We start from the raw sequence: 25,236 nt of genomic DNA on the forward strand, positions 1-25,236 counted from the left end.
TAGGAGAGGTGCCATGCCCCGCATCGAGATTGCCTTGTGTTCGAGCTATGACGAAAAGGGACAAGCAATAAGGATAGAGGCACTGGATGTGCCCACTGCCCTTACCATCACCGACATAAACGTTTCTGCCGGGGATGCCGAATTGTGGCAGGACGGCAAGCGAATCGGCAGGCTCACCAAGCATGCGGCAGGGCATGCCACCTTCTGGGAATTGGGTCCGAACTAACCCTCGCCCTCGCCCGCAGGTTTCGAATTGAGCTGGACGTAATTCTGCAGGCCCATGCGCTCGATCATATCGAACTGCGTTTCGAGGAAATCGACATGCTCTTCCTCGCTTTCGAGGATCCGCTCGAAGATCTCGCGAGTGGTATAGTCCCGCACCTCTTCGCAATGGGCGATCGCATCCTTCAACAGCGGAATGGCTTCCATCTCCACTGCCAGATCGGCCTTCAGGATTTCATCGACCGTCTCGCCGACCTTGAGCTTGTGAATCGCCTGGAAGTTCGGGAGACCGCCAAGAAACAGGATACGCTCCGCCAGCACATCGGCATGCTTCATCTCGTCGATGGATTCATGCCGCTCGTATTCGGCCAGCCTGGTCACGCCCCAATCGGCAAGGACCCGATAGTGCAGCCAATACTGGTTGATCGCGGTCAACTCGTTCGTGAGCGCCTTGTTGAGGAATTCGAGGACCTTGGAATCGCCCTTCATGGCTTATCGCTCCGCTGAATTTCGAGTTATGGCCTTATGCGCTTCGGAGCAGCACGCCGCAAGGACGGAATCGAGAAAAAATGGCGGAATTCCGCCATTGCGAGCGATTGTCAGTAGCGAAAACTAAGCCGCGACGGTGGTAGGCTTGAAGGCCATTTCGCGCTCTTCGAAGAGGATCGCATCGGCCTCATTGAGGCAGGAACCGCAAGCCGGTTGCTTACCTAATGAGGCATAGCAGGCTTCCGCATCGCCCGGGCAGCGCCGCGCTGCACTGCGCAGTTCACTCTCCCTGATGGCGTTGCAAATGCAGATGTACACGGCGCTCACGATTCCCTTGCGATTGATTCGCAAGAGCGTATGTAATGCGAGTTAGTCGCAATAGCAAGCCGTCATCGCCTGAGTGCGAAGACTTTGCCGTAGGTCATACAACGCCACACCCATTCAAGCGGGCCATATCGGAAACGAATCAGCCACGGCTGGGACCACGCCAGCATTGCTATCCACGCTGTGAGTACGACGACATAGAGTTCAACGCGGCCCAACTGGCCGAATAAATCGAAACCCCAATTGCCAAATATCATCAGCATGACGAGAGATGTGCCGATGTAATTGGTAAAAGCTGCCCGTCCCGCAGCCGAGATCCGGTCTCCAATCCAGTTTCCCGCATGCGGTGCATAAAGCGCCAACAGCGCAGCAAGCCCAAGCGTCATGAACAACCGCGGAAAATGAGACCAGCCGATGTGAGCTGCGAGCACATTATAGTAGGTAAAGCCTCCTTCCATGGTCATCGAGGCGATAATCGCCGTCAACAACCCGCCGACCGCCAAACCCGCCCACCCCCAAATGCGCTGCGTTCTCGGATCCCATTCCCCGCCAAACAGGCCAAAGCGGTAAAGCGCCATCCCGATTAGCATCAGGGGCAGCGTTTCGAACACGAGCAGCCAGGCATTGACCAGCGGATCTGTGCCATGTTCCTCTATCGTGTGGGATACGAACTCCAGGTAAGTCCCTTCCTGCTGGATCGCAGTCTCGGCTCTGCCGTCGGCCAAATCCGTCTCTGCGGCCTTGATGAATTCGCTTCGAACCTCACTAAGCGCCGCGCTGTCGGGCTTCGGCCCGTCGGCGGTCACCTGCATGAAAGTCATACCGATCGCGTAGAAGATACCTCCCGCAATGTACCCGAGAATGCCCAGGATTAACTGGTTTCGCGCGCTCAGATTGATGAAGAGCAGAACTGCAACCAAGCCACTCACTGCATAGGCAAAGAGGATATCGCCCCGCCAGATCAGATAGAAATGGATCAGCCCGAACAGGCCCAGCCACAGCAGGCGTTTTACCTGCAGCCAACGGCTCGCACCCTTTGCCCAGGCCTTCTCCATGAACAGGTAAAGGCCTGCGCCGAAGAGGATCGTGAACAGGCCGCGCATCTTGCCATCTATCAGCACCAGTTGTGCCGCCCACATCCAGTCCTCCGCGTCAGAGTGGCCGGTGGTGAATGCCTCGGGATACATATACGCGGTGAAGGGCTGACCCATCGAAAAGATGTTGGCAGCCAGAATGCCCATGACAGCGATGCCGCGAATGAAGTCGAGACTGGCGATTCGTCCGCCCTGAACCGAAACCGGTTGTGGCCGATCGGGAGTAGAGCCTTCGGAAATCATACGTGCCGTCATCCTGCCACCCCCGAAACGCAAAGCCTTGGAGCATTCCAATTCTGGGTCAGTGCATCCCTGCGGGCGTGTGAAGCAAGGGCAATCTGCACCAGATCCCAACCGCAATGCCTCCCGGACCGGCAAATGTTTCAGGGTATTAACCCTAAATTAGGGGTAGTCTGCGATCCCCCTGTTTCGAGACCGCCGCAAACTAGCGGCACATGGAATTGATACAGGCGCTACAGGGGGACCTAGCCTTGCGTGTACTGGCTTTGGCATCACAGAAGGGCGGATCGGGTAAGACCACGCTTTCGGGACATCTCGCCGTTCAGGCCCAGCGAGCGGGCGCAGGCCCGGTCGTCCTGATCGACATCGATCCGCAGGGATCGCTCGCCGACTGGTGGAACGAGCGCGAAGCGGAGCTTCCCGCTTTCGCCCAGACGACTGTCGCACGGCTCGCCGCTGACCTTGCGATCCTGCGCCAGCAGGGCTTCAAGCTTGCGGTTATCGACACTCCGCCGGCGATCACCATGGCGATCCAGTCGGTCATTTCCGTCGCAGAGCTCATCGTCGTCCCCACCCGTCCCAGCCCGCACGACCTGCGCGCTGTCGGTGCTACGGTCGACCTCTGCGAACGGGCGGGCAAATCCCTGATTTTCGTGGTCAACGCCGCAACCCCGAAAGCCAAGATCACTTCGGAAGCGGCCGTTGCCCTTTCGCAGCACGGTACGGTCGCACCGATCACACTGCATCACCGCACCGATTTCGCCGCATCGATGATCGACGGCCGAACGGTTATGGAAGTCGATCCCGAAAGTCGCTCGGCTGCCGAGGTCACGGCCCTGTGGAAGTACATTTCCGACCGGCTTGAAAAGCAGTTTCGACGCACCGTCTTTGCAGCGCCCGGCCAGCAGGCCGCGCAGCAACCAGGTGCCTATCGCCCCGCCGGTGGCTTCGGCCGTCGGGTCGCCCAGTAAGAGCAACAAGGTAAGGCGGAGACCAGCCGGATGTCGGACGCCAATTTCGCTTCTCTTTCCTCAACCCTCCTTGCACGCAAGGGCGGGGCAAAGCCTGCCATGCGTCCGCAATCGGCCGTCCTCGGACCGGTTGATGGCGCGTCGGCTGCCGCAAATCTCGAAGACCTCGGCTGGAACGACATGGGCGAAGATGCGCCTGTTTCCCAGTCGGAGCAATCCATTTCGTCCGCGACTTCGAGCAGCCCTCGATCGTTGGCCGAATCGGGCCTGATCAAGAAGCCCGCTCTTCCTCCGATCGATGAACGCGACGAACTCGACACCGCAGAAGGGGACAACTCGACCCGTGTGGTATCGATAAGCCCGCTGCAGTCCAAGGAAAGCAGCAACGGCCACAACGAAGTTCGCGAATCGCTCGACCGCATTGCCACCAAGCTGGAGGGTAAGAGGGTTTTCGAGGCCGACAACGAAGACGAGGAAGAATATTCCGACGATGCGGAAGAGACCTCTTCCGAAGCAGTCCTTCCAAAAGCCATCAAGCCTGCGCCGGCCCGCTCCAAAACGGCCGCCAAGGGCAAACGCGCAGCTTTCACGCTGCGTCTGGATCCGGAGCGTCATCTCATGCTGCGCCTGGCCTGCACCGTTCGCGGCAGCAGCGCACAGCAGCTCGTGACCGACGCTCTCGATGGCCTGCTGGCCGAAATGCCGGAAATAGCCATGCTCGCCGCCCAGGTGCAGCGCAGGCCGAATTGAACTTGAAGGACGTGGGATCGCCTTTTCAGGGGTAATAAAATGACGAACAGGAATACCACCTTCATCCGGCTCGCCGTTACCACAGCGCTCGCGACCAGCGCCCTCGCCGGCTGCACCGGCAAGCTCGCACCGACTGCATCCAACTCTGCCCACAAAGCTGAAGTGGCACTCGCAGAAGGCAAGACAAACAAGGCGGTTTCGCATGCAGAGGCAGCCGTTCTCGCGAGCCCGCGCGATGCTTACACCCGCACATTGCTTGGCAACGCCTATCTCGAAGCGGGCCGCTTCGCCTCGGCCGCCACGACCTTTCAGGACGCCATCGCCCTCGGAGGCACTTCTCCACGCACGGTAATAAGCCTTTCGCTGGCGCAGACCGGGATGGGCGATCGTGCTGCCGCAATCTACACTCTCGAACGCTACGAAGCGGCGCTGGATCCGGCCGATCTCGGTCTGGCCCTCGCGCTCGCTGGGCAGCCGCAGCGGGGTGTACACATACTGTCTAACTCGCTGCGTTCCGGCAACAATACTGCCAAGATCCGCCAGAACCTCGCCTATGCATATGCCATGTCGGGGCAATGGCGCGAAGCCCGCCTGATGGTCGCCGAAGATGTCCCTGCCGACAAGGTTGGCGAGCGGATGGCCGAATGGGGTGCGCTGGCGCATCCCGAACTTTATCGCACCCGCGTTGCAGCCTTGCTAAAGGTCGATATCGTAGCCGACCCGGGTCAGCCGACGATGCTCGCATTGTCGAACAATCCGAGCGTCGACATGCTCGCATCGGAAAATGACGCGCCCGTCGTTGAGGATACGCCGGAAACGGAATTTGCCTATTCACAAGAACTTCCGGCAGTCCGACCGGCTGCAATCGAACGCATCGACCTCGATGACGAGGAAGCTCACGCGCCCCAGCCTGTGATTGCCGCTTCGCAAGCTGCGACGCCGGTTGATGTCGCGCCGATACGGCGTCAAGCATCGGCGGACGAGGCCCCCGTCCGGTCAACCACCAAAGCTCCTCGTAAGGCACCAGTTGCAGCTCCCGCTCCATCGCTTGCGCGCGGCGACTACAATATCCAACTCGGCTCCTATTTTTCTATGAAGGACGCCGAGCTTGGCTGGGATAAATTCCAGGCAATGTATCCGGATCTCGCCGACGCCGAGCGCGTGATCAGCAAGGCTCGCGTCAACGGCAAGATCTATTACCGGGTGGCTGCCGTGGGATATGCCAAGGACGCGGCCCGAGCGCTGTGCTCAAGCGTCAAGGGCAAGGGAGGTGGCTGCATTGCCTATGCCCGCAGCAACCCGCTTCCGGGCGCTCTCGATAACAGCAACATACGGGTGGCCGCGCGCTGAGAAGTCTGCAGGCATCCCATAACAACTACTGCAACCCCTCCCGGACATAATTCGGGAGGGGTTTTCTTATCTAGATTTCAACCCGTACGCCGCCCTTCCATAGCGCAGTGACCCGTCCCTGCGTCGGCTGCCCGTCGAATGGGGTATTGCCGGCTGTGGCAGCCATCTTGGAGCTCTGGATGATCCATGGCTTGTCCGGGTCGACCACAGCGACATCCGCCTCGTAGCCTTCCACAAGGCTGCCCGCGCGCACCCCGAGGAGCCGCGCAGGATTGGTGGATACCAGCTCGAACGCCCGTGCAAGGTCGATGACCTCGTCCCGCACCAGCGAAAGCGCCATCGCGAGGAGGGTCTCCGCACCCGCCATGCCGGGCTCCGCGTCACTGAAAGGCAGGCGCTTGTCCTCGGGGCCGCGTGGATCGTGTCCGCTTGCAATCACATCGATCGTGCCGTCGGCTATCGCCTCGCGAACTGCGTGCCTATCCGCCTCGGAGCGCAAGGGCGGCGACAGGCGGGCAAAAGTCCTGAATTCCGCCGTGGCGAGATCGGAAAGCATGAAATGCGCCGGCGTCACACCAGCCGTTACGCGCAGACCATCTTTCTTCGCTCTTCGGACAAGTTCCAGGCCCCGGCGCGTAGTGACCTGCCGAAAGTGTATCTGCGCAGCCGCCATTTCCGCGAGCGCTAGGTCGCGAGCGATCGCTATAGCCTCGGCTTCACAGGGTGCGCTCGGCAGGCCGCGACGGGTGGCATATTCCCCAGCGGTCGCAACAGCATCACCCACCAATGCGGCATCTTCGGCATGGCAGAAAACGGGCAGATCCAGCATCGCGGCATATTGTAGCAATCGGAGCATGACCCCGCTGTCGGCAATCCACTGACGCCCAGTGGCAATACCCTTGGCACCAGCCTCTTGCATCAAGGCGATCTCGGCGATTTCCCGACCATCAAGGCCTCGCGTCGCAGCAGCCAAGGGATGCACCCAAAGGTCCGGTTTGCCGCTTTTCGCTATGTAGGAGACACGGCTCGGCAAATCGAGCGGCGGCATCTGGTCCGGCATCAAGGCAGCACGCGTGATCCCGCCGAAATGGAACGCGGGCTTGTCGATCGCAAAGACGCCCAGGTCGACGAGACCAGGAACGACCAGCCGTCCCTTTGCATCGACGGTATCGCCTTCGGCCTGCGCAGCTATCTTGCCGTCCACCATGTGAAGCGAACCTTCACGTATGCCATCGGACGTTACGATGCGGCCATTGACGATTGTTATGGGGGACAGCTGCTTCATGCGATGTCTCCCCAGCCTTCTACACCTCGCGTGCGGCGGGTCAGAACATCGAGGCAGGACATGCGGATCGCCACACCCATCTCGACCTGCCGGGTAATGATCGAACGGTCGATCATGTCGGCCACATCGCTGTCGATCTCCACCCCCCTGTTCATAGGACCGGGATGCATTACCAGCGTATCGTTCTTGGCCTTCGCGAGCCGTGTCTTGGTCAGGCCGTAGAGATGATGATATTCTCGCGCCGACGGAATGAACTGGCCGCTCATCCGCTCGCTCTGGAGGCGGAGCATCATCACCACGTCCGCGCCTTCAAGAGCGGCATCGAAATCATGAAACACTTCCGCGCCCATCGCTTCGATACCGACGGGCATGAGGGCTGGCGGCGCGCATAGCCTCACGCTTGCGCCCAGCGCTTGAAGGCAGAGCAGGTTGGAACGCGCCACGCGACTGTGGAGGATGTCTCCGCAGATCACGATCGTCTGACCGGTGAAATCCTCTGCGGCCTCGCCCCTTTCACGCAGTGCATGGCGCAGCGCAAGCGCATCGAGCAGTGCCTGCGTCGGGTGTTCGTGCTGGCCGTCGCCTGCGTTCAGCACCGGGCAGTCGACCTTGTCCGCGATCAATCCCGTGGCGCCGCTCGATCCATGACGGATCACGATCGCATCAGCACGCATCGCATTCAACGTGATCGCGGTATCGATCAGCGTCTCGCCCTTCTTCACGGAAGATTGCGCGGCGTGCATATTGACTACGTCCGCGCCAAGCCTCTTGCCCGCGATCTCGAAGCTGAGCAGCGTGCGAGTGGAATTCTCGAAGAAAGCATTGATGATCGTTAGTCCGGCCAGCGTATCGACGTGTTTCGAGCGCTGGCGGTTCAATGCGACCCACTGCTCCGCCTCATCGAGCAGGAAGAGGATTTCGTGCCGCTCCAACTGGCCAATGCCAAGCAGGTCGCGATGCGGGAATGCCAGCGCGCCCGCAGGATAGCGGGCCGCGTGAGGCGAAGAGTCCGTGCATGTCATTAAAGTCACGCCCTTAGTCGAGAGCTATCTACCCCTCAAGCATAATCCGGTGGCGCAACGTCGCACCCTCCCCTAGATTTACCGGGAAAGTACTTCAGGGGACGAATTCTCATGCATTTCGCAGGCAAGGTCTGGCGCTTGCTGGTCGGTATCAAGGACGGTTTCGTCCTCCTCTTCATGTTGCTCTTCTTCGGGCTGCTTTTCGCGATACTGACCGCCAGGCCAAGTCCGGCGCAAGTGCGCGAAGGGGCGTTGCTGCTGGAACTAGATGGCGTGATTGTCGAAGAACGCACGCCTATCGATCCACTGGCCGCATTGCTGGCGGGAAGCGCTCCGGTCGGTGAATATCAGGCTCGCGATCTGGTGCGTGCGCTGGATTCTGCAGCGAACGACGAGCGCATCACCGCCGTGGTTTTGGACCTCGACCGCTTTCTCGGCGCAGGCCAGGTTCATCTGGCGCAGGTGGGTGAAGCGCTCGATCGTGTTCGGGCAGCCGAAAAGCCCGTGCTTGCCTATGCCACGGCATATGCCGATGACGGCGTATTCCTTGCCTCCCATGCAAGTGAAGTCTGGGTCAATCCGCAAGGCGGCGCCTTCGTAGCCGGGCCGGGCGGCAACCGTCTCTACTATGCCGGTCTTCTCGAGAAGCTGAACGTCAACGCCCGGGTGTACAAGGTCGGCACTTACAAGAGCGCGGTAGAGCCTTACACGGAGACCGGCATGTCCGCTCCCGCGCGCGAAAATGCGCAAGCCCTTTACGGTGCCCTGTGGGAAGAATGGCAGGCCAATGTCAAAAAGGCCCGGCCTGGTGCGGACCTCGCGCTGGTAAGCGGCGATCCCGCAGCCTGGGTCGAGGCGGCCGAGGGCGATCTCGCCACTGCGGCACTCAACGCCGGCCTTGTCGACAAGCTTGGTACACGTATCGAGTTCGGCGAACGCGTGGCCGAGGTCGTCGGCGAAGACGACTGGAGCGAGATGCCGGGTAGCTATCCGTCGACCACCCTGGCCGCCTGGCTGGAAGAGAACCCCTGGACGACCGAAGGACGCGAAATCGGCGTGGTCACAATCGCCGGCGAAATCGTCGACGGTGAGGCGGGTCCCGGTACCGCGGGTGGGACGCGCATTGCGACCTTGCTCGACGAAGCGCTCGATCGCGATTTCGCAGGGCTGGTCGTGCGCATCGACTCCCCAGGTGGTTCGGCACTGGCTAGTGAAGAAATCCGCGACGCGATCCTGCGCCACAAGGCGAAAGACATTCCTGTCGCAGTGTCGATGGCCAATGTCGCGGCCAGCGGCGGCTATTGGGTTGCGACTCCCGCCGATCGAATCTTCGCCGAACCCGAAACGATCACGGGATCGATCGGAATTTTCGCCTTCATCCCGACTTTCGAAGAAGCGGCGAGCAGTCTCGGTGTGACCAGCGACGGAGTGAAGACAGGTCCGCTCTCCGGGCAACCGGATCTCATCGCCGGTTTTACTCCCGAGGTGGACCGCATTCTGCAAGCCTCGATCGAAGACGGATATAATGATTTCCTGACCCGCGTCGGAGCGTCACGAAACATGACGCTCGATCAGGTTGACCGTGTCGGCCAAGGTCGTGTCTGGGATGGCGGTACGGCGCGACAACTACGCCTCGTCGACGAATATGGCGGAATGGAAGAGGCGCTTGCCTGGGTCGCTCGTCAGGCGGAACTCGGTGAAGAAGACTGGTCGCCGGTCTATCTTGGCGATGATCGTGGCACCGCGGACACCATCCTGCGCCAATGGCTCATAGGCGAAGAGGAAGCAGGTGGACGTGACGTTTTCGCCATGGTGAGCAACCAGCAGCGTGCCACTGTGGGGATGATCATTCTGGACGCACAGCGCCTGCTCGCTACCAGTGGAATTCAGGCCTATTGCCTCGTCTGTCCTTCTCCTAGCATTGCACGAGCACAGGCCGAGCGCGGCTTCGACGGATTCCTGCGACAGGTGGGAGCGTTCCTCTCGGACTGATACGCTTGCCATGCCGTGATTCGCCGCGTAAAGGCGCGCGCCTGCCCGGCGCTGGCGCGCCAATTCGGGGCGGGCGCGTAGCTCAGTGGTAGAGCACACCCTTCACACGGGTGGGGTCGCAAGTTCAATCCTTGCCGCGCCCACCATTTTTTCCCTTAAATCATAGGCTTTTGTAGCGCCTCGCCGCGAAGGTCAGTTTCGCTCGATGCGGAACATTGCAGGAAAATACGGCTCGTTTCGGCTTCCGTCCGTACAATTCCCGTACAAGGGTTCACGCTGCGTTCCGCTCGATGAGGCTCAGGCCGGTGGCCTTTTCGGCCTCCTTAAGACCGCGATAGAACGCCTCGTGGATCTTGCCCTGCGTGTCCTCTGCATGGGTGTAGGTCCGCTTCATCAGATTGGTGTCGCTCCACCCGCCCCATTCGCCGGCGGCCTTCTCGTCGAGCCTCTGGCGGACGTTCATCTCTTGGCCGAAGCCGTGACGGCCGGCGCTGTGGAATGGGATGAACTCGATGCCAGCTTTCTCGATCGCCGATTCCCAAGCCTTGCGAGGTGCAGTGCGGTCGGCGTAGCCGAACAGGCGCAGGTTCTTCGGTTTCCTCTCCCACCCGCGCGGCCATAGCTTCGGCAGGTTGGCGAGCTCGACAACCAGCTCCTTCGGTATTCGTAGCCAGCGGTCGGGCTGGCCCTTCGCCCCGGGAACGCAGGCCTTGAAGTTCTGCAGGTCGAGATGCTTGCTAGGGTGCATCGCGGTCGCCTGCCCGATGCGGGCACCGGTCACGAACATGAACAGCGCAAGCGCGGCAACCTTGCGATCGGCGTGGGCGCGGAATTGGAGAAGCCATTCCCAGCTGCCGGGCGGATACTTTTTCCGGCCGGTGTTTCCGCGCGCTTTGTCCTGCGCGACCTTCTCCGACTTGCTGAAGCCCTTCACGCGGATGGGAGGACACTTGCCGAGATCGTGGGCATTGTTGATCACCGCCCTCACCGGGCTGACGACCTGCCGGGTCCATGTGGCGGTGCCTGCATTGGGGTAGAGCTGTGCGCCGAGAGACCGAACGGTCTTCGGTGTGATCTGCGTGACCGGCGTTTCACCGATCTCGGCTACGATGGGAATGAGATAGGCTGCAGTCTTGGCATCTGCTTCGTAAAGCAGGATCGCCTCGGCGAAGGTCAGCGCGTGTTCGTCGCCGACAAGGAAACGACGGATCCGCCGCGCTTCTTCGTCCCTGCACCAGGCCCATGCGCCCGCTTCGTCAGATGTTCCAGTGCTCTGGCGGACATATTCCCCGATCGGTTGCCCCTGGTGGACGATGCGGCCGCGGGCCCAGAACGTGTTTCCGCGGCGGTAGATTTCGAGGGACATTGACGGGCATCCTCCATGATCTGCTCCAGCTGGGCGGGCGTGATCAGCATAGCGCGGCCGATTTTGTGACAGGCGCCGAGCCGATTCGCTCGCTCTCGGAGAGTGCGTTCGGATACCTCGAATCCTCGCTCAGCCAAAATGGCGACCCAATTGGCGGGCGTTTGTCCCTGATCGATCGTGGCGCAGCCGGTGGTGTTCATGCGGCCACGCTCTCCTGACTTCGGCATTTGGTAGCGTTTGCCCGAACGAGCGCTTCGACCAAAGGCGGGCAGACGCTGTTGCCGCATTTGGCGACCTGCGCGGTCTTGGTGAATTTGCGACCCTCGGCGTCGTGCTCGATCACGTAATCGGGCGGGAAGCCTTGGGCGTTGAAGAGCTCGCGCGGCGTGAGCATGCGAAGGCCGATATCGACGATCACATATTCCTCGCCGGCGATGGTGACGGTTACCAGGCCGAAGCGGTCATTGACCGTGACGGTGCCCAGCGGGCCGTCGAGTGGGTGACCGTCGCTTTCGTTTCCGTAGTACTTGATGAGGAAGGCGCGAACTTCTGCCATGTGTGTGCCGCCTGCGCAGACTGTGTGCAGAGGTTCTTCGACCGAGACACCGCTTGATGCTGCATGGCTCTCTTCTCCGCCGCGCAGCTTGACCAAATTACTCGTGACCAGCTGTTGCTGGCTTCCCTTAGTGGCCACCGTGGAAATCGGTGCATTGGCCGCTCGCCCCGGCAAGTTCTCGTTTCGCGGTCCGCCGTTCGCCTGCATCATGTGGGCCACGGCAAGAGCGTGTTTGCATCCACCGGCGACCACAGTGCCGAGGGGCTTTTCCGCGTTGATAGCGCGTGGAGCCTGCCCCTCCCTTTCACCATATCCGGTCTGCACCAGGTGGGCCGCGACGACGCCCAGCGGCGCACTACCGCCCGGTCGCTTGATGTAAGAGTTCGCTGTGACGGTCGCGAGCGGCTCCCCGGCATCATGGCCGATGGCCCCGTTACGAAACTTGGTGACGTGCGGGACGATCAACGCCTGCTCGCCTCTGTTTGCCCCGGTGACGGTGGGCAGCGGATCCTGCAGGTCCGTACCGCGCGCCGGATTGCCGTGATGGGTGAGTGGTGCGACGAAGGGCGTCACCAGAGCCTGCTCGCCACCCTTGGCCGTCGTGATCGTGCGCAGCGGCTCATCGCCGGGATAGAAGCGGTCTCCTGCCCAGTTCGTATCGCAAATCGGCACGATAAAAGGCGACGGGTTGTTCAGGACGAACTTGACGATGCCGTGTGCGATGCGGCGCAACGTCTTCTCGGCCAGCGGCTTCTTGCGCTCGAAGATCGATGGACAAGGAATCGACCAGTCGATGATTTCCGCCGCGGTGCGCCACGGTTTGAGCTTCCCGGCGTTCACGCCCTCGCTATCCGGAGCGCCATGCGTAGGCTTCGGCCAAACGATCGGCTCACCATCGCGCCGGGCGATCATGAAGAAGCGCTTGCGAATCGTGGGCGCGCCGTAGTCGCAGGCACGGAGCTCGCGGAACTGAAGTTTGTAACCGGCCTTGCGCAGTTCGCGACACCACTTCTCGAATGTCTCGCCCCGCCGCTCCTTGATTGGTTTCCCCTCTTCGCAGAGCGGCCCCCATGTACGGAATTCCTCGACGTTCTCGAGGAGGATTAGGTTCGGCTTCACACGTTGCGCCCAGAGGACGACAACCCATGCGAGGTCACGGATCGACTTCTCTCGCGGCTTTCCGCCTTTCGCCTTGCTGAAGTGCTTACAATCGGGAGAGAACCAAGCGAGGTCGACGGGCTCGCCGCCCGTGACTTCGCGGGGATCGACCTGCCAGATGTTGTTCCGGATATGCTTGGTGCCCGGGTGGTTGGCCTCGTGCATCCGGATCGCTGCTTCATCATGATTGATGGCGATATCCACGGCACGGCCGATAGCTGCTTCGATGCCGGTGCTGGCACCGCCGCCCCCAGCGAAGTTGTCGACGATCAGGCCGTTCACGGCGTCATCACTGCGAAGAGGAAGAACAGGCCGAAGAAGCCGAGCATGATGATAGTGCCCTGCGCAAACGCCCATGCGAGCCGGCGCTGCGGATTTGGGGCATACTCCATCGGGAGAATCTTGCCGTGCTTCCTGAGGCGCAAGCTGGGGTCGCTATAGGGCTTCGGGTGCAGCCAGCTGTCGGGGCGGGAATGGTGCGTCATGCCGCTTCCTTCTCTTGCTCTTCGATGGGGAATTCGGAGGGGCAGCCGAGGTAGATCGCGAGGCTGTCGAGAGCGTGGTGGCGCAAGGACAGGTCCAAGGTGCGGCGGTCCTCCCAGCCAATATCTTCGGCGGCCGCGCGGGCCTTGCCGCCGGCAGCGTCACGGGCGCGGGTGAGTTCGGCCTGCCAGACTTTGCGCTTCGGGCCTTGCTCGAGCAGGATGTAGCGCGCGTAGACGTCGGTCAGCTTGCGCTCTTCCTGCCAGTATCCGAGCAGAGCATCGCAATCGGCAGGTCGCGCTCCGGCGGTGAGCGCGATCGACAGCCAGCAGCGCAGCAGCTTCTCGCCCTCGGCCCGATCGAACCGGCGGTCAGCGACAGCCGCATCGACCGAAGCCTTGCGCCGGCGGTATTCGTCGGCAGCGAGACGGGCCAGCGCGCTCACTTCGCCCTCGCCTTCCTGCGCTTCGATTTGGTCTGACCTGCTTCGAAAGCTTGCTTCTCGGTTTTGCAAAGCTGGCCGGGCTCGAGCGTGCGGTTGCCGCTGGCGTCTCGACTTGCGGCATGGTGCGGGCGTGCGTCGACGCGGACCAGGCAGCTGCCGTCGTCATTGCGGCGGAGCACGGTGCAGGGCTGGCATGTGCCTGCGATGAAGCCTTTCGAACCGGTGAAGGGAAACGGGACGGGTGTCTGAAGCATGGGATTCTCCGTTGCAATACCCCGCACCTAAATGCGGGATATATCCCGTGTCAACAGATTTTGCGGGATTTGTCCCGCTCGCCCCGTGGGTGTCCCGTGGTTACGTTCTTCTAATGAGCAAATTCGTGTCCATAGATGTTGAAACCGCCAACAGCTTCATGGGAAGCATCTGTCAGATTGGCGCCGTACGGTTTTCGCAGGGCCGACCGACCGAAGAGAAAATGTGGCTGGTCGATCCCAAAACCGACTTCGATGAGATTAATATTTCGATCCACGGTATCGATGAAGAGAGGGTCCGTGGGTGCCCGGCCATTCCAGTTGCCCTTGGAGAGCTTCGAGAGTTCATCGAGGACGATGTGGCCGTTTGCCACACCCACTTCGACCGCGTCGCGATCGCTCAGGCTTGCGAGGGCCATCAACTGGCGGCCTTCCAATGCCGATGGCTGGACAGCGCCCGAGTTGCCAGGCGCACTTGGACGGAAGTGGCGAGAAGGGGATATGGTCTCGCCGCCCTTGCCGCGCGGCACGGTATTGAGTTCAGGCACCATGACGCACTGGAGGATGCTCGGGCAGCAGGTCTAATTCTTCACTTGGCTCTCGCAGAGAGCTCCCTGTCGATTGAAGACTGGCTCGACCAGGTCGAAAGATCGATAACTCCAGCTGGAACGGTTACGCGAACTGGAGAAGGCGACGGTCCACTTCTGGGCGAGTGCATCGTTTTCACAGGTGCCCTGGCGATGCCACGGGCGCAGGCTGCTGATAGAGCCGCGTCTCTGGGGGCGGATGTTGGCTCTACGGTCAGCAAAAAGACCACAATCGTGGTCGTAGGCGATCAAGATCTAGATAAACTTGCTGGTCACTCGAAGAGTAGCAAGCACCGCAAGGCCGAAAAAATGATTGTCGACGGTCACCCTATCCGGATCCTCGCAGAGTGCGATTTCAACGCGTTTTAGCCGAAGAGCAGATCCGTCTGCTGCAAGATACGATGGACTCTCGCGATCCGGCTTTTGGGCACGGTGAAGGTGAGCGCGGGATTGAACTGCTCGAGGACCAGTTCACGCGCATTCTGCCGCACGAGGCGTTTCACAAGCACGCTGACGACCTCATCGCTGTCGCCGGCATTGAGTTGAACTAATACATAGTCTCCCGGCCCGGCCGGACGGCGAGGATCGACAATTCCAACTTCGCCTGGTTCAAAGCGCGGCTGCATGCTCTCGCCGTGGAAATATACCGCGTAGAGATCTCGGGCTCCACGTAGTGCTGGAGGGCGGGCTATCATCCGCACATGGTAGTCTTCATCGAAGCTAGAGCGCTCGATTTGGACCATTTTCCCGCTCTCGTCACAGACTTCCAGATCCGCACAGTCGCCAGTGCCTACAAGCGGAATGCCTGGCTCACTACGACTGGTAGTGAGATCGATCGGCCTCTCCGACAAGCCGACTTCGCTCCTGACCTGCTCCGAATCTTTGCTGTAGCCGAGCAAGTAATCTGTCGTCGTCCCCAGAACTTGCGCCATCCGCGCAAGATTATCTGCTGTCGGCAAATGACCCCGGCGCTTGATGTCGCGGATCAGATCAGGCTTGCCCGTGACATCGATCGAAAGCTGTCGCTCGCTGAGGTCGAACTTTTTCCTCAGTTCCGTAATCCGGTCGAGAAGCGAGGTTTCCTGCGGGTTTGCCATAGCACGGGAAGTATCCCGCAAAAGCGTTAGGATTGGTAGCGGGATAAACCCCGTTGACATGTGCGGGATATGTCCCGCATATGGAGCGAATGAACTCACCCGCTACCATTCCGCTTCGCGACCGGTTGCTTGCAGCTGCCGGTGCTTGGACCGCCTCTACTGGTCGGTCTTCTGGTGCACTCTCCGCTCGTGTCATGGACGATGGTAAGACGCTTGATCGTCTGGCTGAAGACCCCGGCCGGGCAGTCTACGATACGACCATCTCGAAGTTCGCGAAATTTTTGGTCGATCCGGAAAACTGGCCGGAAGGCGAGGTTGCTGATGAGGCGAAGGCGCTGGCTCATGTGGTCGGTGTTAGCGCGCCCGCCCCTGCCCTGTCTGCTGGACAGACGGACAATGCGTCCAGCGCGCAGGAGAAGGCGGCATGAGCGCGCTTACCAACCTCGGCGCGGCAGAGCCCTTCAAGCTCGACCGGCTATTTGTCTTCCCGAGCCTTTCTGGCAACCATCTCGTCGGCGACGGTGCGAAGATGGTCAGCGACGGCTACGAAGTGCTCGACGCGGTAGTAAAGGCGCAATTCTCGCGCTCCCTCGGCTTCATCCAGCTTGATGCAGACAAACTCGGCACCGGTGTCGTCGAAGAAGGTGCCGACTTCCAGCGCTCCCTCGTGGCTGAATTCGATGATTTCCATGACACTCCCTCTTCCGCTGAATCGCTGCGTAACCGAGCAGTTCGAGATTCCCAAGGCGCCGGAGATCACACATGAGCGCTTTCGCACGAATCAAGCGCGCAGTGCGTCAGGCCATCTCGGCATGCGGTGGCATCGATGGTGCCGCAGCAACGATTGAGAAGAGCCGCAGCCTGGTGGGCAGCTGGCACAACCCGAACCAGCACGATCTGCCGACGCTGGCCGATGCCCATGCGATCGACGAGATCGCGGTGATCGAAGGCAGGCGGCCCGAGATCGTCAGCGCGATGGCGCGCGAGCTGGGCGGGGTCTATCTGCAGCTGCCGCAGGTCACCGGCAATGGCGAGACGCTGGCGCTACGCGTGTGCGAACTGGCCAAGGAGCTTGGCGATGTGTCCGCCCGCGTGGGCGAGGCGGTTGCCGACGGGGCAGTCACTCCGCGTGAAGCCGCCAGCGTCGAGACCGAAGTCGACGACCTGATCGAACGTGCCGTCATGTTGCGCGCCGAGCTGCAGAAGCTGCAGGGCGATGCGGTTGTGTCGATCGGCATCGGCAAGCGGGACGTGCACTGAGATGGGCGCGGGAGTTGCCCATGCGGACACGGCGGGGTTCCGGATCGGGCCGCTGACGACCTATGCCGACTGCGCGGCGATGACCGACTGGGCCAATCGCGCGCAACCGGGCGACGAGATGATCTATGCAACCGGACCCGTGCTTGGCGACCATGCCGCGGCGCGTTCGGCGCGGTCGATGGCCGAGCGGGGGCTAGTCGAGTTGTTCCAGCGCCGCTCGGGGCGGGCGAACTGCTTCGATTACTGCGCCAGACGTTTGCGTCCTACCGCTTCTCTGCTTGAGGACGGGGAGAACCCTTCGAGCGCAACCTCTCTTCCGGACCCCCTCACGCTGCCGCTCGACGAAGCGCGGGTTTACCAATGCGTGGCGCAGGCCGCGCATGCGGGCGAGGCATGCCCCAGCCTCGCCCGCCTTGCCACCCGGTGCCATCTCGAAAGCCGGTTCCGCGCGAAATACCTGCTCGGCCGCCTTTGCGAGCTCGGACTGCTGACCAAGCATGACCGTAGCGCCGATGCGCGCCGCGATGCGCCGATGGTCTTCACTGTCGCGCTGCTCGCAAAAACTACCAGGGGGGAGACAGGATGAGCGGATCAGGACTTCTTCCAGCGATCCCGCCCGGGATAGCGCTGCGTCTTTCCGCCGAAGTTTCCGACTTTGCCGAGGGCGAGGCGGTGAGTGAGACGGTGGGTCGACGCACCGAGCGTGCCGACACGCTTTGCTACCTTGCCCGCAAACGCGACAATGCGCTCCGCATCGCCTCGCGCAGTCCCGACCAGGAAGAGCATGCGCGATCCACCGCGCGCGCCATGTCGGTTGCGATCGACGATCTTTCGGGCGGGCTTCACGAAGGTGAGAGCCTCGTCAGTGCTAGGCCAAGCGCCTGCGGCTTGGAAAAGGTCGCGTGATGCAGAACCGTTCCTCCGCAGTCATGCAGCAGCGCAGCGAGCCGCACACTTCGCTCGACGACTTCCCCACCCCGCCTTGGGCCACTCGCGCGCTTTGCGAATGGCTGAAGTCGCGCGGGGAAGATATCGAAGAATTCACGGTGCGGGAGCCCGCTGCCAATCGAGGTCACATGGTGGCACCGCTGCGGGAATATTTTCACCGTGTCGAGGCCAGCGATATCCACGACTATGGCGTCGGTTTTCCGGTGCGAGACTACCTGTTCGGAGACAGCGAGCCGGTCCATTACACGATCACGAACCCGCCCTTCCGTCTGGCTGAAGAGTTCATCGCGAAGGCTGCTCGCACCAGCGAATTCGGCTTCGCGATGATCGTCCGCGCCGCGTTCCTCGAATCGGTCGGACGGTATCAGCGTCTGTTTGCGGTCAATCCACCGTCTCACGTCCTGCAATTCACCGAGCGAGTGGTGATCCACAAGGGCAAACTCTCCGAAGCCGGTACGACTGCGACCGCCTACGCATGGCTCGTATGGCTGGGCGATCGTGACGACTGCGACACTACGCTCGAATGGCTCGCTCCGTGTCGCAAGCGACTCGAACGGGCGTCGGATTACGAGTTCGCGGCATGAGCTGCTGTGCCATTCCTGTCGGAGCCACGCGTTTTCTTCGAGATGCGGCGGCGCGAATGTTCGACGTCGAACCGCATCTTCTGCCGGGCCGCAGCAGAAAGAAAGAGGTCGTGCGCGCTCGCGATGCAGCAATCTGGTCGATGAAAATGCGCTGGCCGGAAATGAGCTATCCGCAGATCGGCCATCGGTTCGGCGGAAGGGATCATTCGACGATCATCCACTCGAAGAAAAAGATCGATGACGCCCGCAAGAGATGCCCCGAAATGCGCCGCGCGACCGACCTTCTCGTCACAATGCCCCTTGGTAAGTCGACGGCGGTGCCTGCAGATTTGCTCGAACGGCTCGCCAAGCGGGCCGAGGAGGATCGCCTGCGCCGCGAGAAGCCGTCAACCGAGTTTAAGGCACGGCAAAAGCAGATCGATGCCGAAATTCGCGAATATGCAGATCCAAAGATTTCTACACTCAAGCTGCAGCTGCGCGGTGAGGCAGGTTGTCCAAGCCTTGCCGCGGAAGAGATTGAGACGAGACGTCAGGCCGTGATCCGCGAGCGGAAGGCACGGGAAGCGGGCCTGCTCGCCCAGGAACAGCAGCGATATGGCCTGCGCCGCCGAGCCAAACCACTTTCGGAGATGGTCCTTTGAGCGGGCGCTGGCTGAAATACGCGAGCCGGAAGCCGCGCAATGGGCCGAGCGTGGCCGAGCGGCAGATGGCGATGATTCATGCGCGCCCGGTGTCGCTGCCTGAGGGCTCAGATCCAGAACTGGCGGTGATTATCGGCGTCGACTTGGCGAAGCCGGGAACCGATCGGACCGTCTGGACTGTCATCGCGGGGGAGATCGGGAAATGAGCGCGTTGGCGTATCTGGAATCCGCGCTGGCGGGCGATCGAGCAGACCCGCTGTGTGCGCTACGACGCGAGGTTGCGGAAGCTGGGCTTTCAGCGCGGGCATTCGCGCGGCTGCTCGAGCTGGGCATCCCGGCGAAGGCGCTGGCGCAGCTTTGCGGTGCGGGCGACGTGGCCGCGACCCGGGTTGCCTTGTCTCGCGATGGATCGCGATACGAGCCGGAGGGTCCGGATGCGCGGTTGCTGCTGACGGTGCGCGAACAGGGCGTGCCGGTCGATATCGTGGCGCTTGCCACGCATGACGAAGACCAGTGGGCGCTGCGGCGCGGCGAGGGCTGGTGCCTCGGTTATGATGCCTGGCTGCGGTGCGAGACCGGGTTTGCGCATGAGCTGCGCGTGCATGCGACGCCGCTCGCCTGGCTGCGCGGTGGCTGCGAGGGCGTGGCAATTCTGGAATGGGATCTGGGGCTGCGCATGCTGCGCGGTCTGGGGGAGAACGTGCTGCTGCGCTGCGATCGTGGTGCAGGTGAGAGGTTGAAAGCGCTTCTGCGCGTCGGCGGGCTGCCGCGGGTGAAGGAAACGGGAACGCTGCCCATCAGGAGGGCGGCGTGATGTCAAGAGGCGAGGTAGATTCTTGCGAGCCACTGGAAGGCGCGGGAAAAGTCTCTTTTGAGAAAAATTGTCTTTTCGCCGACCTGTATCAACACGTCATCATCGAATGGATTGGTCACCTCCATATCCTGAATCAAAATTCCTCCAGTGACACCTGCAAAGACGTTCCACGAAACATAGTCGCCCGACAGATTGTTTTGGCCGGAGAATGTGTGCCCGGCTGCATTGCGGAGTTGGATCAGCAAATCCGTCAGTCGAACTTCTTCGCCCGAGAGTTTACCGACGGAAGTCAGTTCACAGATGTCCTCGTTGCTTTCGGCCCGCCGCATACATTCGGCCAGAACAATCACGGCTTCTTTGAAACAACTGGTGAAAAACGGATTGTCGACTTGATAGGCGCCGGCTCGGCTTCGAAAGGCAATAAGCTGCAACGCATTCTCGATGTGGGGATCTTTGCTGGGCATACCGCGTCATTGCTCGAAAATGCCCGCCCCGGCCAGCCCCGATGACCACCCGGAATCGCCTTTCCGGCGGCACTCCGCCGCCGCGTGATCATGCGCCGCCAACTGACGAGGGCGAGGCTCCGCGCAAGTATGCTCGCATTCGTGCGTTGCCCGAGCCCGAAATAGACCTTCTCTGTGCGCGGTTGCCGCTGACCGACCTGGGCAATGCCGAGCGGTGGCGGGTGCGGCATGGGGACGATTTCCGGTTCTGCGACGTAATGGGCTGGTTCATGTGGGACGGCCGCCGGTGGAAGCTGCTGTCCGAGGAAAAGGACGCGATGCCAGCGGAGGTCATGCAGAGCGTGTTCCACGCGGTGCGCGCGATCCGCAACGAAGCGTCGCTGATCGCTTCGCTGGGCTGCGAGATCCCGATCGATCTGAATACCCGGCAGCGCGAGAACTTCGCCGCATGGGCGGACGGCAAGCGCGATGATGGCCTCGACCGGTACCTGAAAGGCGACGAGGACGGCGAACGGGCGGACTGGATCGCGCGCTGCGATGCGCGGGACTTCGCCGTGTCCACCGCAGCGGGCAGCCGCAAGCTGTGGAGCGACACGATCGCGGCGCATGCCAAGGCATCTGAGACCAGCGGCAAGCTCTCTTCGGTCGCCAAGCTGGCCAAGTCTTTCGCCGATATCGCGATACGGCCCGAGCAGCTCGACCAGGACCGCATGGCGATCAACGTGCTCAACGGCACGCTGCGGCTCGTACCGAACAATGTGAAGCGGTCGGCCGAGGAAGTGGCCGAAGGCAAGTCGAAGTGGAAGAATGCGGGATACAAGATCAAGCGCTTCCCGCACGATCGGCGGGACCTGATCACCAAGCTGGCGCCGGTGAAGTATGCTCCTGCTGCCAGCTGCCCGGTCTATGATGCCTTCATCCTGCGGACGCAGCCAGACGAGGCGATGCGGCGTTTCATTCACCAGTGGGGCGGGTTGTCGCTCACCGGCAATATCGGTGAGCAGAAGCTGGCCTTCTTCTACGGCAGCGGCCGCAACGGCAAGGGCACTTGGGTGGAAGCGGTGGCGCATCTGGCGGGTGATTATGCCGGATCTATCCCGATCGAGAGCTTCCTCGACAGCGGTATCAAGCGCCGCGGCGACCAGGCGACGCCCGACCTTGCCCGCCTGCCGGGCGTTCGCTTCCTCCGCGTGTCCGAACCGGAGAAGAATGCGCGGCTCAACGAGGGTCTGATCAAGATGGTGACCGGCGGCGATCCGGTGGATGCGCGGCATTTGAACAAGGGCTTCTTCACCTTCTTGCCCGATTTCAAGATGACAATCAGCGGTAATCACAAGCCGCAGGTGAAGGACACGAGCGACGGCATCTGGCGCCGCATGCAGCTGGTCCCGTGGGAGGTTACGATCGCGGCTTCCGAGGTGGACCGGTCCCTACCGGAAACCCTGCGCGGGGAAGCAGGCGGCATCCTCAATCGGTTATTGGAGGGCCTGTGCGACTGGCAGGCCAACGGGCTGATCGAACCAGAGGCGGTGACGCGCGCGACGGCCGCCTATCGCGACCAGTCCGACGATCTAGGCCGATTCCTGTCGGCCACCTGCGAAGTGGGCGAGGACCTGCCCGATCGCCCATGCCGGGTGAAGGCGAAGTCGCTGTTCGAGACCTATGCCGCATGGGCGAGCGAAGCGGGCGCTGCCGAATGGACCAATCGCGGCTTCAAGGCGGCAATGCTGGACAAGGGCTTCGAGCAGAAGACCAGCAACGGCGTTTGGTGGCTAGGCATCAGGCTGCGCGACGGGGTCGATGCCGAGGCGATCCGCGAAGGACGCTGGGACGGACCGCCGGAGATGCCTGCGGGCGATCCGGGTTGGAGTTCCGGCGATGGTGGACCTGCCGGTGAAGAGGGTGGCGACTGGATCGATCCGGCGGCGGATAGCGATTGGGTGCCGGGTGACTAAAGCAGAAGCCGCAGACTACAGCTCAAAGAGAGCCGATCGCACCGGCCATGGCCGGGATAATTTCGGCCAAACCGAGCGTACTAGAGAATGCATACAGACCGATGACCGCTACCTTATCCAGAGCAATGTGCCATGCCTTTTCTCTTCCAGTCACTGCGCTCCGGAACCTCGACAGGCTCTTCTCCAGACGTTCCACAGCCTCAACTGCACGCGCATAGTGTTGAATGCGAGCACGCTCGTGGGTTTCGATGTCATCCTTAAAGTCCGCAAGCTCGTTTATTATCGAAGTTGCATGTTCCGTGCTGCGTCGGAAGCGCTCGTCAACTGCATAGACCAACCGCTTTTCCGCAAGCTGCACTTCGGACTCATGGTGCGGGTTTCTCTGAACCGTATCGAGATAATTCCGCGCGGCGGATTTGGCGTTGAGTTCATCAACCTCGATAATTGTGTGTCGCAACATCGCCAGATCGTCGAGCCGTGCGGCAAACTGAGTAATCAGGTTGCTGAGACTGACTTCGGACTTCTCGGCATCCTTTGCAGAGTGGAAGGGCTCTGTCAGGCTTTTCTCGATCCCCTCCAGCATATCTCGCGCGGAGGCCCAGATCTTGTCCGCATCGACCGCAGCAGCGCTGTTGAGCGAGCGAACAACCCCCAGGTTACGGATGTAGGCGAGGAAGAAGAAAAGAGATGCGCAGAGCAAGAGAGCTATGAGCACAGGTTGCTCCACGGCCAAATCTGTACCGTAAATCCGAAAGGTACCCTGCTCTCCAGTCGCTACGGGCGAGGCCATGGATGCCACCAAGGTGAGTGCCGACCAAGTCAAACTATTGCGTTTAGCTCGTCGAAATTCTTCTTGGTAATTAATGAACTGCGCATCGCGATCGTCGCTTCGTCCAGGGGGTGTCTTGATTGCGATACTCATTGCCGAAGAATTCCTCGTCCTGCGCGTTGCCGTCAATCATGCTGGCGAAGCTATCCCCGCTCGCTTCCACCGCCCGCGTGGCGGAGGCGCAGCGGAAACAGGGTTGGAAGTAAATAAAGAGCGTCGTTTCAGGCGTTTGGCTTCGTTTGGAAGTCGTGGAAGCAAAATCTCGGTCACTCCGCACAAGACAGTGCAATGCAGTTTGCAGCGCTCTTGGCCCGATATTTCCTTCCATAACTTCCATCTTCTCACTTCCAGAAGGGAGAGATTGAATGGAATATACTGATAAGGTTGAGGAAAGAGCAAATTTCGAGGACCGCGAGTTAGCTTCCACTGACCTTCCGCGTTCGGTTCCGTCGCGATCTTGGCCGGAAGGCAGGGTCTCAGGCAGCGCAGGAATAGGCCGAAAGCCTCTCGTGACCTGGCAGGATGCCGAAGAGGCGCTCGGCGATGCGGTGGAGTGGCTGGGTGCGCTGGGTGACCGCGAGGGCGCGTTCCTTGCCGCAGGACGCTCGTCCAGCTGGCCGGCGGTCCTGCGTATCGATCAGAGCGACTATCCCGATCGGCCCGATCCTCGCATGCGTTTGTCGCGGCGGCAGCTGGAGCATGTCGAGCGCTTCCTGCTGGCGTCCGATGCGGTGTTCCTCGCGATCCCTGAAGCGCAGCGCAGCCTCGTCGGCCGGGTGCTGATTATGAAGCGATTTCCCGAGCGCAGCGGGGGTTTCCGCTGGCGCTATGTGCGCGAGGCGATGCTGCGCGTGGCCCGCGATGGGGAGCGGGTTCCTGCACCCGAAGCACTGCGGAAGCGGTACGAGCGGGCGGTAGGCGCGGTCTGCCAGCGGCTCAACGCTGCACTATTGCACAGGCTTTGAGGGCGGAACTCACGCGGTTCTGCGCTGTGCACCCTGTCAAGCGCGGAGAAAATTGCACAGCAAATATAGCGTGTCCGTTTGCACAGGGTTTGCGTGCTATGTCCCGTCATACTCGGCGGGACGTGTGAATGTTCTGGCGGGTGATCCTCTCCCTTGGGGCCCGGTGACTGCGATTCCCTCCTAGGTTGCGTGGTGGCCGGGCCTCCCCCTTTTCGATGATCGAGGCACGGTGTGGGCCAGTTGAAGCGCCTGCCCTCGCGGCTTGGCCGGGCTCCTTCGCGGGTCAGGTCGATGCCGAAGAAGGCGGAGGCGTTCTACCAGTCGAAAGAATGGCGGGCGCTGGTGAGGTCGATCAAGGCTGAACGCGGTAACTGGTGCGAGCGTTGCGGTTCGGGTCACCGGGTTGCTGGTGATCACAAGGTTGAGCGGCGGGATGGCGGCGCGGAACTCGATCCGGCGAACGTCGAGCTGCTCTGTCAGCCTTGCCATAACCGGAAGACGGCAGCGGCCAAGGCGGCGCGGGTGACCGGGGGGAGGCCAAAAGTCTGAGACCTAGAGGGCCGTAACACCACCGCCCCTCTCATTCGGAGATTTTTTTTGAGCGATGTCGAGAATTCGGGGGAGGTCGATCTCTTCGGCGACCCCGTGATCCATCGCGGCGGCAAGCGCGGACGGCCAGAGCATGTCCGCACCGAAAGAAACGCCAATAAAGTCAGCCTGTTGTTCGCACTCGGTCACGAAGTGAAGGACGTCGCGGCCGCGATAGGCGTCACACAACCGACTCTGCGGAAGCATTATTTTTCAGAAGTGTCGCAGCGCGCCGCTATGCAGCTGAAGCTGAAGGCGGAAGTTCTCGCGCAGCTGTTCGACCAGGCGAAAGCTGGAAACGTCGGCGCGATGAAGAAGCTCCTCGAGCAAGCCGAGCGCGGCGAACTGGTCTCGCTCAACGCGGCAGTCAAGAATCGCAAGACCGACGACAAGCCGAAGAAGGCTCCGCCGGTCGGCAAAAAACAGGAACAGCAGGCGTTGGCAGAACGGGTCGAGGGCAAGTTCGCGCCCCGCCCTTCTCCGATGATCAACTAGCCCTTCGGTTC

The 25,236-nt window shown here is 61.3% G+C and carries 32 protein-coding genes and 1 tRNA gene; 20 read left to right on the forward strand and 13 right to left on the reverse strand.

Annotation, left to right across the window (positions count from 1 at the left end):
- Positions 1-13 precede the first annotated feature (13 nt).
- Positions 14-226 carry a hypothetical protein gene (locus K3180_RS00745; RefSeq protein ID WP_221537748.1) on the forward strand — a complete coding sequence of 71 codons (213 nt, stop codon included), beginning with the start codon at positions 14-16 and terminating at the stop codon, positions 224-226.
- On the opposite strand, the gene bfr is transcribed toward K3180_RS00745, so the two are convergent.
- From bfr to K3180_RS00760, 3 genes are all read right to left on the reverse strand, one after another.
- Positions 223-711, reverse strand: coding sequence for a bacterioferritin (bfr, locus tag K3180_RS00750; RefSeq protein ID WP_221537749.1), 489 nt, complete (start codon positions 709-711; stop codon positions 223-225). The genes K3180_RS00745 and bfr overlap by 4 nt on opposite strands.
- A gap of 123 nt (positions 712-834) precedes the next feature.
- A complete protein-coding gene (locus K3180_RS00755; RefSeq protein ID WP_221538053.1) occupies positions 835-1,029 on the reverse strand; it encodes a (2Fe-2S)-binding protein in 195 nt (64 codons plus the stop codon).
- A gap of 71 nt (positions 1,030-1,100) precedes the next feature.
- Complete coding sequence (locus K3180_RS00760; RefSeq protein ID WP_247710211.1) at positions 1,101-2,384, reverse strand: DUF418 domain-containing protein; 1,284 nt, start codon at positions 2,382-2,384, stop codon at positions 1,101-1,103.
- Positions 2,385-2,620: 236 nt separating this feature from the next.
- On the opposite strand from K3180_RS00760, the gene K3180_RS00765 reads away from it, so the two are divergent.
- From K3180_RS00765 to K3180_RS00775, 3 genes are read left to right on the forward strand one after another with little or no spacing between them, the layout of a single operon-like run.
- Positions 2,621-3,340, forward strand: coding sequence for a ParA family protein (locus K3180_RS00765; RefSeq protein ID WP_160726808.1), 720 nt, complete (start codon positions 2,621-2,623; stop codon positions 3,338-3,340).
- A gap of 30 nt (positions 3,341-3,370) precedes the next feature.
- Complete coding sequence (locus K3180_RS00770; protein WP_221538075.1) at positions 3,371-4,090, forward strand: hypothetical protein; 720 nt, start codon at positions 3,371-3,373, stop codon at positions 4,088-4,090.
- Positions 4,091-4,129: 39 nt separating this feature from the next.
- Positions 4,130-5,440, forward strand: a complete 1,311-nt coding sequence (locus K3180_RS00775) for an SPOR domain-containing protein (protein WP_221537750.1) — start codon at positions 4,130-4,132, stop codon at positions 5,438-5,440.
- A 70-nt stretch (positions 5,441-5,510) separates the two neighbouring features.
- Here K3180_RS00775 and K3180_RS00780 read toward each other — a convergent pair whose 3' ends face one another.
- Positions 5,511-6,725: a dihydroorotase gene (locus tag K3180_RS00780; RefSeq protein WP_221537751.1), complete on the reverse strand. Its 1,215-nt coding sequence runs from the start codon at positions 6,723-6,725 to the stop codon at positions 5,511-5,513.
- Positions 6,722-7,747, reverse strand: coding sequence for an aspartate carbamoyltransferase catalytic subunit (locus K3180_RS00785; protein ID WP_221537752.1), 1,026 nt, complete (start codon positions 7,745-7,747; stop codon positions 6,722-6,724). Before K3180_RS00785 ends, K3180_RS00780 begins: the two co-directional genes overlap by 4 nt.
- Positions 7,748-7,858: 111 nt before the next feature.
- Between K3180_RS00785 and sppA the strand changes: the two genes are divergently transcribed.
- Together sppA and K3180_RS00795 are read left to right on the forward strand one after the other, a co-directional pair.
- Positions 7,859-9,739 (forward strand): signal peptide peptidase SppA, encoded by a 1,881-nt coding sequence (gene sppA, locus K3180_RS00790; RefSeq protein WP_221537753.1) that lies wholly within the window; start codon positions 7,859-7,861, stop codon positions 9,737-9,739.
- A gap of 71 nt (positions 9,740-9,810) precedes the next feature.
- Positions 9,811-9,885 (forward strand) — tRNA-Val (locus tag K3180_RS00795).
- A 125-nt stretch (positions 9,886-10,010) separates the two neighbouring features.
- Here the strand turns inward: K3180_RS00795 and K3180_RS00800 are convergent.
- The 5 genes from K3180_RS00800 to K3180_RS00820 all read right to left on the reverse strand — a co-directional run bounded on the left by K3180_RS00800 (position 10,011) and on the right by K3180_RS00820 (position 14,001).
- Positions 10,011-11,105, reverse strand: a complete 1,095-nt coding sequence (locus K3180_RS00800) for a tyrosine-type recombinase/integrase (RefSeq protein WP_221537754.1) — start codon at positions 11,103-11,105, stop codon at positions 10,011-10,013.
- A 196-nt stretch (positions 11,106-11,301) separates the two neighbouring features.
- Positions 11,302-13,101, reverse strand: coding sequence for a DNA cytosine methyltransferase (locus tag K3180_RS00805; RefSeq protein WP_345719404.1), 1,800 nt, complete (start codon positions 13,099-13,101; stop codon positions 11,302-11,304).
- Complete coding sequence (locus K3180_RS00810; RefSeq protein WP_221537756.1) at positions 13,098-13,304, reverse strand: hypothetical protein; 207 nt, start codon at positions 13,302-13,304, stop codon at positions 13,098-13,100. Before K3180_RS00810 ends, K3180_RS00805 begins: the two co-directional genes overlap by 4 nt.
- Entirely contained in the window at positions 13,301-13,747 is a 447-nt protein-coding gene (locus tag K3180_RS00815; protein ID WP_221537757.1) for a hypothetical protein, read from the reverse strand. Before K3180_RS00815 ends, K3180_RS00810 begins: the two co-directional genes overlap by 4 nt.
- Positions 13,744-14,001, reverse strand: a complete 258-nt coding sequence (locus tag K3180_RS00820; RefSeq protein WP_221537758.1) for a hypothetical protein — start codon at positions 13,999-14,001, stop codon at positions 13,744-13,746. The genes K3180_RS00815 and K3180_RS00820 overlap by 4 nt, the downstream gene beginning before the upstream one ends.
- A 113-nt stretch (positions 14,002-14,114) precedes the next feature.
- Between K3180_RS00820 and K3180_RS00825 the strand changes: the two genes are divergently transcribed.
- Positions 14,115-14,954: an exonuclease domain-containing protein gene (locus K3180_RS00825; RefSeq protein WP_221537759.1), complete on the forward strand. Its 840-nt coding sequence runs from the start codon at positions 14,115-14,117 to the stop codon at positions 14,952-14,954.
- Here the strand turns inward: K3180_RS00825 and K3180_RS00830 are convergent.
- Positions 14,951-15,682, reverse strand: coding sequence for a S24 family peptidase (locus tag K3180_RS00830; protein WP_221537760.1), 732 nt, complete (start codon positions 15,680-15,682; stop codon positions 14,951-14,953). The two genes, K3180_RS00825 and K3180_RS00830, sit on opposite strands and share 4 nt — an antisense overlap.
- Positions 15,683-15,771: 89 nt before the next feature.
- Between K3180_RS00830 and K3180_RS00835 the strand changes: the two genes are divergently transcribed.
- From K3180_RS00835 to K3180_RS00875, 9 genes are read left to right on the forward strand one after another with little or no spacing between them, the layout of a single operon-like run.
- Positions 15,772-16,110 carry a hypothetical protein gene (locus K3180_RS00835; RefSeq protein WP_221537761.1) on the forward strand — a complete coding sequence of 113 codons (339 nt, stop codon included), beginning with the start codon at positions 15,772-15,774 and terminating at the stop codon, positions 16,108-16,110.
- Positions 16,107-16,448, forward strand: a complete 342-nt coding sequence (locus K3180_RS00840) for a hypothetical protein (protein WP_221537762.1) — start codon at positions 16,107-16,109, stop codon at positions 16,446-16,448. The genes K3180_RS00835 and K3180_RS00840 overlap by 4 nt, the downstream gene beginning before the upstream one ends.
- On the forward strand, positions 16,445-16,942 hold the full coding sequence (locus tag K3180_RS00845) for a phage regulatory CII family protein (protein WP_221537763.1): 498 nt from the start codon (positions 16,445-16,447) through the stop codon (positions 16,940-16,942). Before K3180_RS00840 ends, K3180_RS00845 begins: the two co-directional genes overlap by 4 nt.
- Before the next feature lies 1 nt (position 16,943).
- Entirely contained in the window at positions 16,944-17,528 is a 585-nt protein-coding gene (locus tag K3180_RS00850) for a hypothetical protein (protein ID WP_221537764.1), read from the forward strand.
- Positions 17,525-17,848 carry a hypothetical protein gene (locus K3180_RS00855; RefSeq protein ID WP_221537765.1) on the forward strand — a complete coding sequence of 108 codons (324 nt, stop codon included), beginning with the start codon at positions 17,525-17,527 and terminating at the stop codon, positions 17,846-17,848. The genes K3180_RS00850 and K3180_RS00855 overlap by 4 nt, the downstream gene beginning before the upstream one ends.
- The gene (locus K3180_RS00860; protein ID WP_221537766.1) at positions 17,848-18,474 is read left to right on the forward strand and encodes a hypothetical protein; all 627 of its coding nucleotides are present in this window, start codon (positions 17,848-17,850) and stop codon (positions 18,472-18,474) included. Before K3180_RS00855 ends, K3180_RS00860 begins: the two co-directional genes overlap by 1 nt.
- 56 nt (positions 18,475-18,530) lie before the next feature.
- Positions 18,531-19,115 (forward strand): helix-turn-helix domain-containing protein, encoded by a 585-nt coding sequence (locus K3180_RS00865; protein ID WP_221537767.1) that lies wholly within the window; start codon positions 18,531-18,533, stop codon positions 19,113-19,115.
- A complete protein-coding gene (locus tag K3180_RS00870; protein ID WP_221537768.1) occupies positions 19,112-19,321 on the forward strand; it encodes a hypothetical protein in 210 nt (69 codons plus the stop codon). The genes K3180_RS00865 and K3180_RS00870 overlap by 4 nt, the downstream gene beginning before the upstream one ends.
- Positions 19,318-19,929 carry a hypothetical protein gene (locus tag K3180_RS00875; protein ID WP_221537769.1) on the forward strand — a complete coding sequence of 204 codons (612 nt, stop codon included), beginning with the start codon at positions 19,318-19,320 and terminating at the stop codon, positions 19,927-19,929. Before K3180_RS00870 ends, K3180_RS00875 begins: the two co-directional genes overlap by 4 nt.
- Before the next feature lie 2 nt (positions 19,930-19,931).
- Here the strand turns inward: K3180_RS00875 and K3180_RS00880 are convergent, their stop codons facing one another.
- Positions 19,932-20,393, reverse strand: a complete 462-nt coding sequence (locus tag K3180_RS00880; protein WP_221537770.1) for a hypothetical protein — start codon at positions 20,391-20,393, stop codon at positions 19,932-19,934.
- A 41-nt stretch (positions 20,394-20,434) separates the two neighbouring features.
- Between K3180_RS00880 and K3180_RS00885 the strand changes: the two genes are divergently transcribed.
- Positions 20,435-22,348: a DNA primase family protein gene (locus K3180_RS00885; protein ID WP_221537771.1), complete on the forward strand. Its 1,914-nt coding sequence runs from the start codon at positions 20,435-20,437 to the stop codon at positions 22,346-22,348.
- A 22-nt stretch (positions 22,349-22,370) separates the two neighbouring features.
- On the opposite strand, the gene K3180_RS00890 is transcribed toward K3180_RS00885, so the two are convergent.
- Positions 22,371-23,270 carry a hypothetical protein gene (locus K3180_RS00890; protein ID WP_221537772.1) on the reverse strand — a complete coding sequence of 300 codons (900 nt, stop codon included), beginning with the start codon at positions 23,268-23,270 and terminating at the stop codon, positions 22,371-22,373.
- 416 nt (positions 23,271-23,686) lie between these two features.
- On the opposite strand from K3180_RS00890, the gene K3180_RS00895 reads away from it, so the two are divergent.
- The 3 genes from K3180_RS00895 (at position 23,687) to K3180_RS00905 (ending at position 25,225) form a co-directional block, all read left to right on the forward strand.
- The gene (locus K3180_RS00895) at positions 23,687-24,142 is read left to right on the forward strand and encodes a hypothetical protein (RefSeq protein WP_221537773.1); all 456 of its coding nucleotides are present in this window, start codon (positions 23,687-23,689) and stop codon (positions 24,140-24,142) included.
- A gap of 291 nt (positions 24,143-24,433) precedes the next feature.
- On the forward strand, positions 24,434-24,691 hold the full coding sequence (locus K3180_RS00900) for an HNH endonuclease (protein ID WP_221537774.1): 258 nt from the start codon (positions 24,434-24,436) through the stop codon (positions 24,689-24,691).
- A gap of 48 nt (positions 24,692-24,739) precedes the next feature.
- Entirely contained in the window at positions 24,740-25,225 is a 486-nt protein-coding gene (locus K3180_RS00905; protein ID WP_221537775.1) for a hypothetical protein, read from the forward strand.
- Positions 25,226-25,236 lie beyond the last annotated feature (11 nt).

The organism is Qipengyuania huizhouensis (assembly GCF_019711635.1).
Lineage (GTDB): Bacteria > Pseudomonadota > Alphaproteobacteria > Sphingomonadales > Sphingomonadaceae > Qipengyuania > Qipengyuania huizhouensis.

Excerpts from the sequence above, each read along its gene's own strand:
- K3180_RS00835 (WP_221537761.1), top strand. The coding sequence starts at position 15,772 with ATGAACTCACCCGCTACCATTCCGCTTCGCGACCGGTTGCTTGCAGCT.
- K3180_RS00785 (WP_221537752.1), bottom strand. The coding sequence starts at position 7,747 with ATGACATGCACGGACTCTTCGCCTCACGCGGCCCGCTATCCTGCGGGC.
- K3180_RS00820 (WP_221537758.1), bottom strand. The coding sequence starts at position 14,001 with ATGCTTCAGACACCCGTCCCGTTTCCCTTCACCGGTTCGAAAGGCTTC.
- K3180_RS00770 (WP_221538075.1), top strand. The coding sequence starts at position 3,371 with ATGTCGGACGCCAATTTCGCTTCTCTTTCCTCAACCCTCCTTGCACGC.
- K3180_RS00875 (WP_221537769.1), top strand. The coding sequence starts at position 19,318 with ATGAGCGCGTTGGCGTATCTGGAATCCGCGCTGGCGGGCGATCGAGCA.
- K3180_RS00780 (WP_221537751.1), bottom strand. The coding sequence starts at position 6,725 with ATGAAGCAGCTGTCCCCCATAACAATCGTCAATGGCCGCATCGTAACG.
- K3180_RS00880 (WP_221537770.1), bottom strand. The coding sequence starts at position 20,393 with ATGCCCAGCAAAGATCCCCACATCGAGAATGCGTTGCAGCTTATTGCC.
- K3180_RS00860 (WP_221537766.1), top strand. The coding sequence starts at position 17,848 with ATGCAGAACCGTTCCTCCGCAGTCATGCAGCAGCGCAGCGAGCCGCAC.
- K3180_RS00885 (WP_221537771.1), top strand. The coding sequence starts at position 20,435 with ATGACCACCCGGAATCGCCTTTCCGGCGGCACTCCGCCGCCGCGTGAT.
- K3180_RS00775 (WP_221537750.1), top strand. The coding sequence starts at position 4,130 with ATGACGAACAGGAATACCACCTTCATCCGGCTCGCCGTTACCACAGCG.
- K3180_RS00825 (WP_221537759.1), top strand. The coding sequence starts at position 14,115 with ATGAGCAAATTCGTGTCCATAGATGTTGAAACCGCCAACAGCTTCATG.
- bfr (WP_221537749.1), bottom strand. The coding sequence starts at position 711 with ATGAAGGGCGATTCCAAGGTCCTCGAATTCCTCAACAAGGCGCTCACG.
- K3180_RS00800 (WP_221537754.1), bottom strand. The coding sequence starts at position 11,105 with ATGTCCCTCGAAATCTACCGCCGCGGAAACACGTTCTGGGCCCGCGGC.
- K3180_RS00900 (WP_221537774.1), top strand. The coding sequence starts at position 24,434 with ATGCCGAAGAAGGCGGAGGCGTTCTACCAGTCGAAAGAATGGCGGGCG.
- K3180_RS00865 (WP_221537767.1), top strand. The coding sequence starts at position 18,531 with ATGTTCGACGTCGAACCGCATCTTCTGCCGGGCCGCAGCAGAAAGAAA.
- K3180_RS00840 (WP_221537762.1), top strand. The coding sequence starts at position 16,107 with ATGAGCGCGCTTACCAACCTCGGCGCGGCAGAGCCCTTCAAGCTCGAC.
- K3180_RS00760 (WP_247710211.1), bottom strand. The coding sequence starts at position 2,384 with ATGACGGCACGTATGATTTCCGAAGGCTCTACTCCCGATCGGCCACAA.
- K3180_RS00890 (WP_221537772.1), bottom strand. The coding sequence starts at position 23,270 with ATGAGTATCGCAATCAAGACACCCCCTGGACGAAGCGACGATCGCGAT.
- sppA (WP_221537753.1), top strand. The coding sequence starts at position 7,859 with ATGCATTTCGCAGGCAAGGTCTGGCGCTTGCTGGTCGGTATCAAGGAC.
- K3180_RS00745 (WP_221537748.1), top strand. The coding sequence starts at position 14 with ATGCCCCGCATCGAGATTGCCTTGTGTTCGAGCTATGACGAAAAGGGA.
- K3180_RS00810 (WP_221537756.1), bottom strand. The coding sequence starts at position 13,304 with ATGACGCACCATTCCCGCCCCGACAGCTGGCTGCACCCGAAGCCCTAT.
- K3180_RS00855 (WP_221537765.1), top strand. The coding sequence starts at position 17,525 with ATGAGCGGATCAGGACTTCTTCCAGCGATCCCGCCCGGGATAGCGCTG.
- K3180_RS00850 (WP_221537764.1), top strand. The coding sequence starts at position 16,944 with ATGGGCGCGGGAGTTGCCCATGCGGACACGGCGGGGTTCCGGATCGGG.
- K3180_RS00845 (WP_221537763.1), top strand. The coding sequence starts at position 16,445 with ATGAGCGCTTTCGCACGAATCAAGCGCGCAGTGCGTCAGGCCATCTCG.
- K3180_RS00830 (WP_221537760.1), bottom strand. The coding sequence starts at position 15,682 with ATGGCAAACCCGCAGGAAACCTCGCTTCTCGACCGGATTACGGAACTG.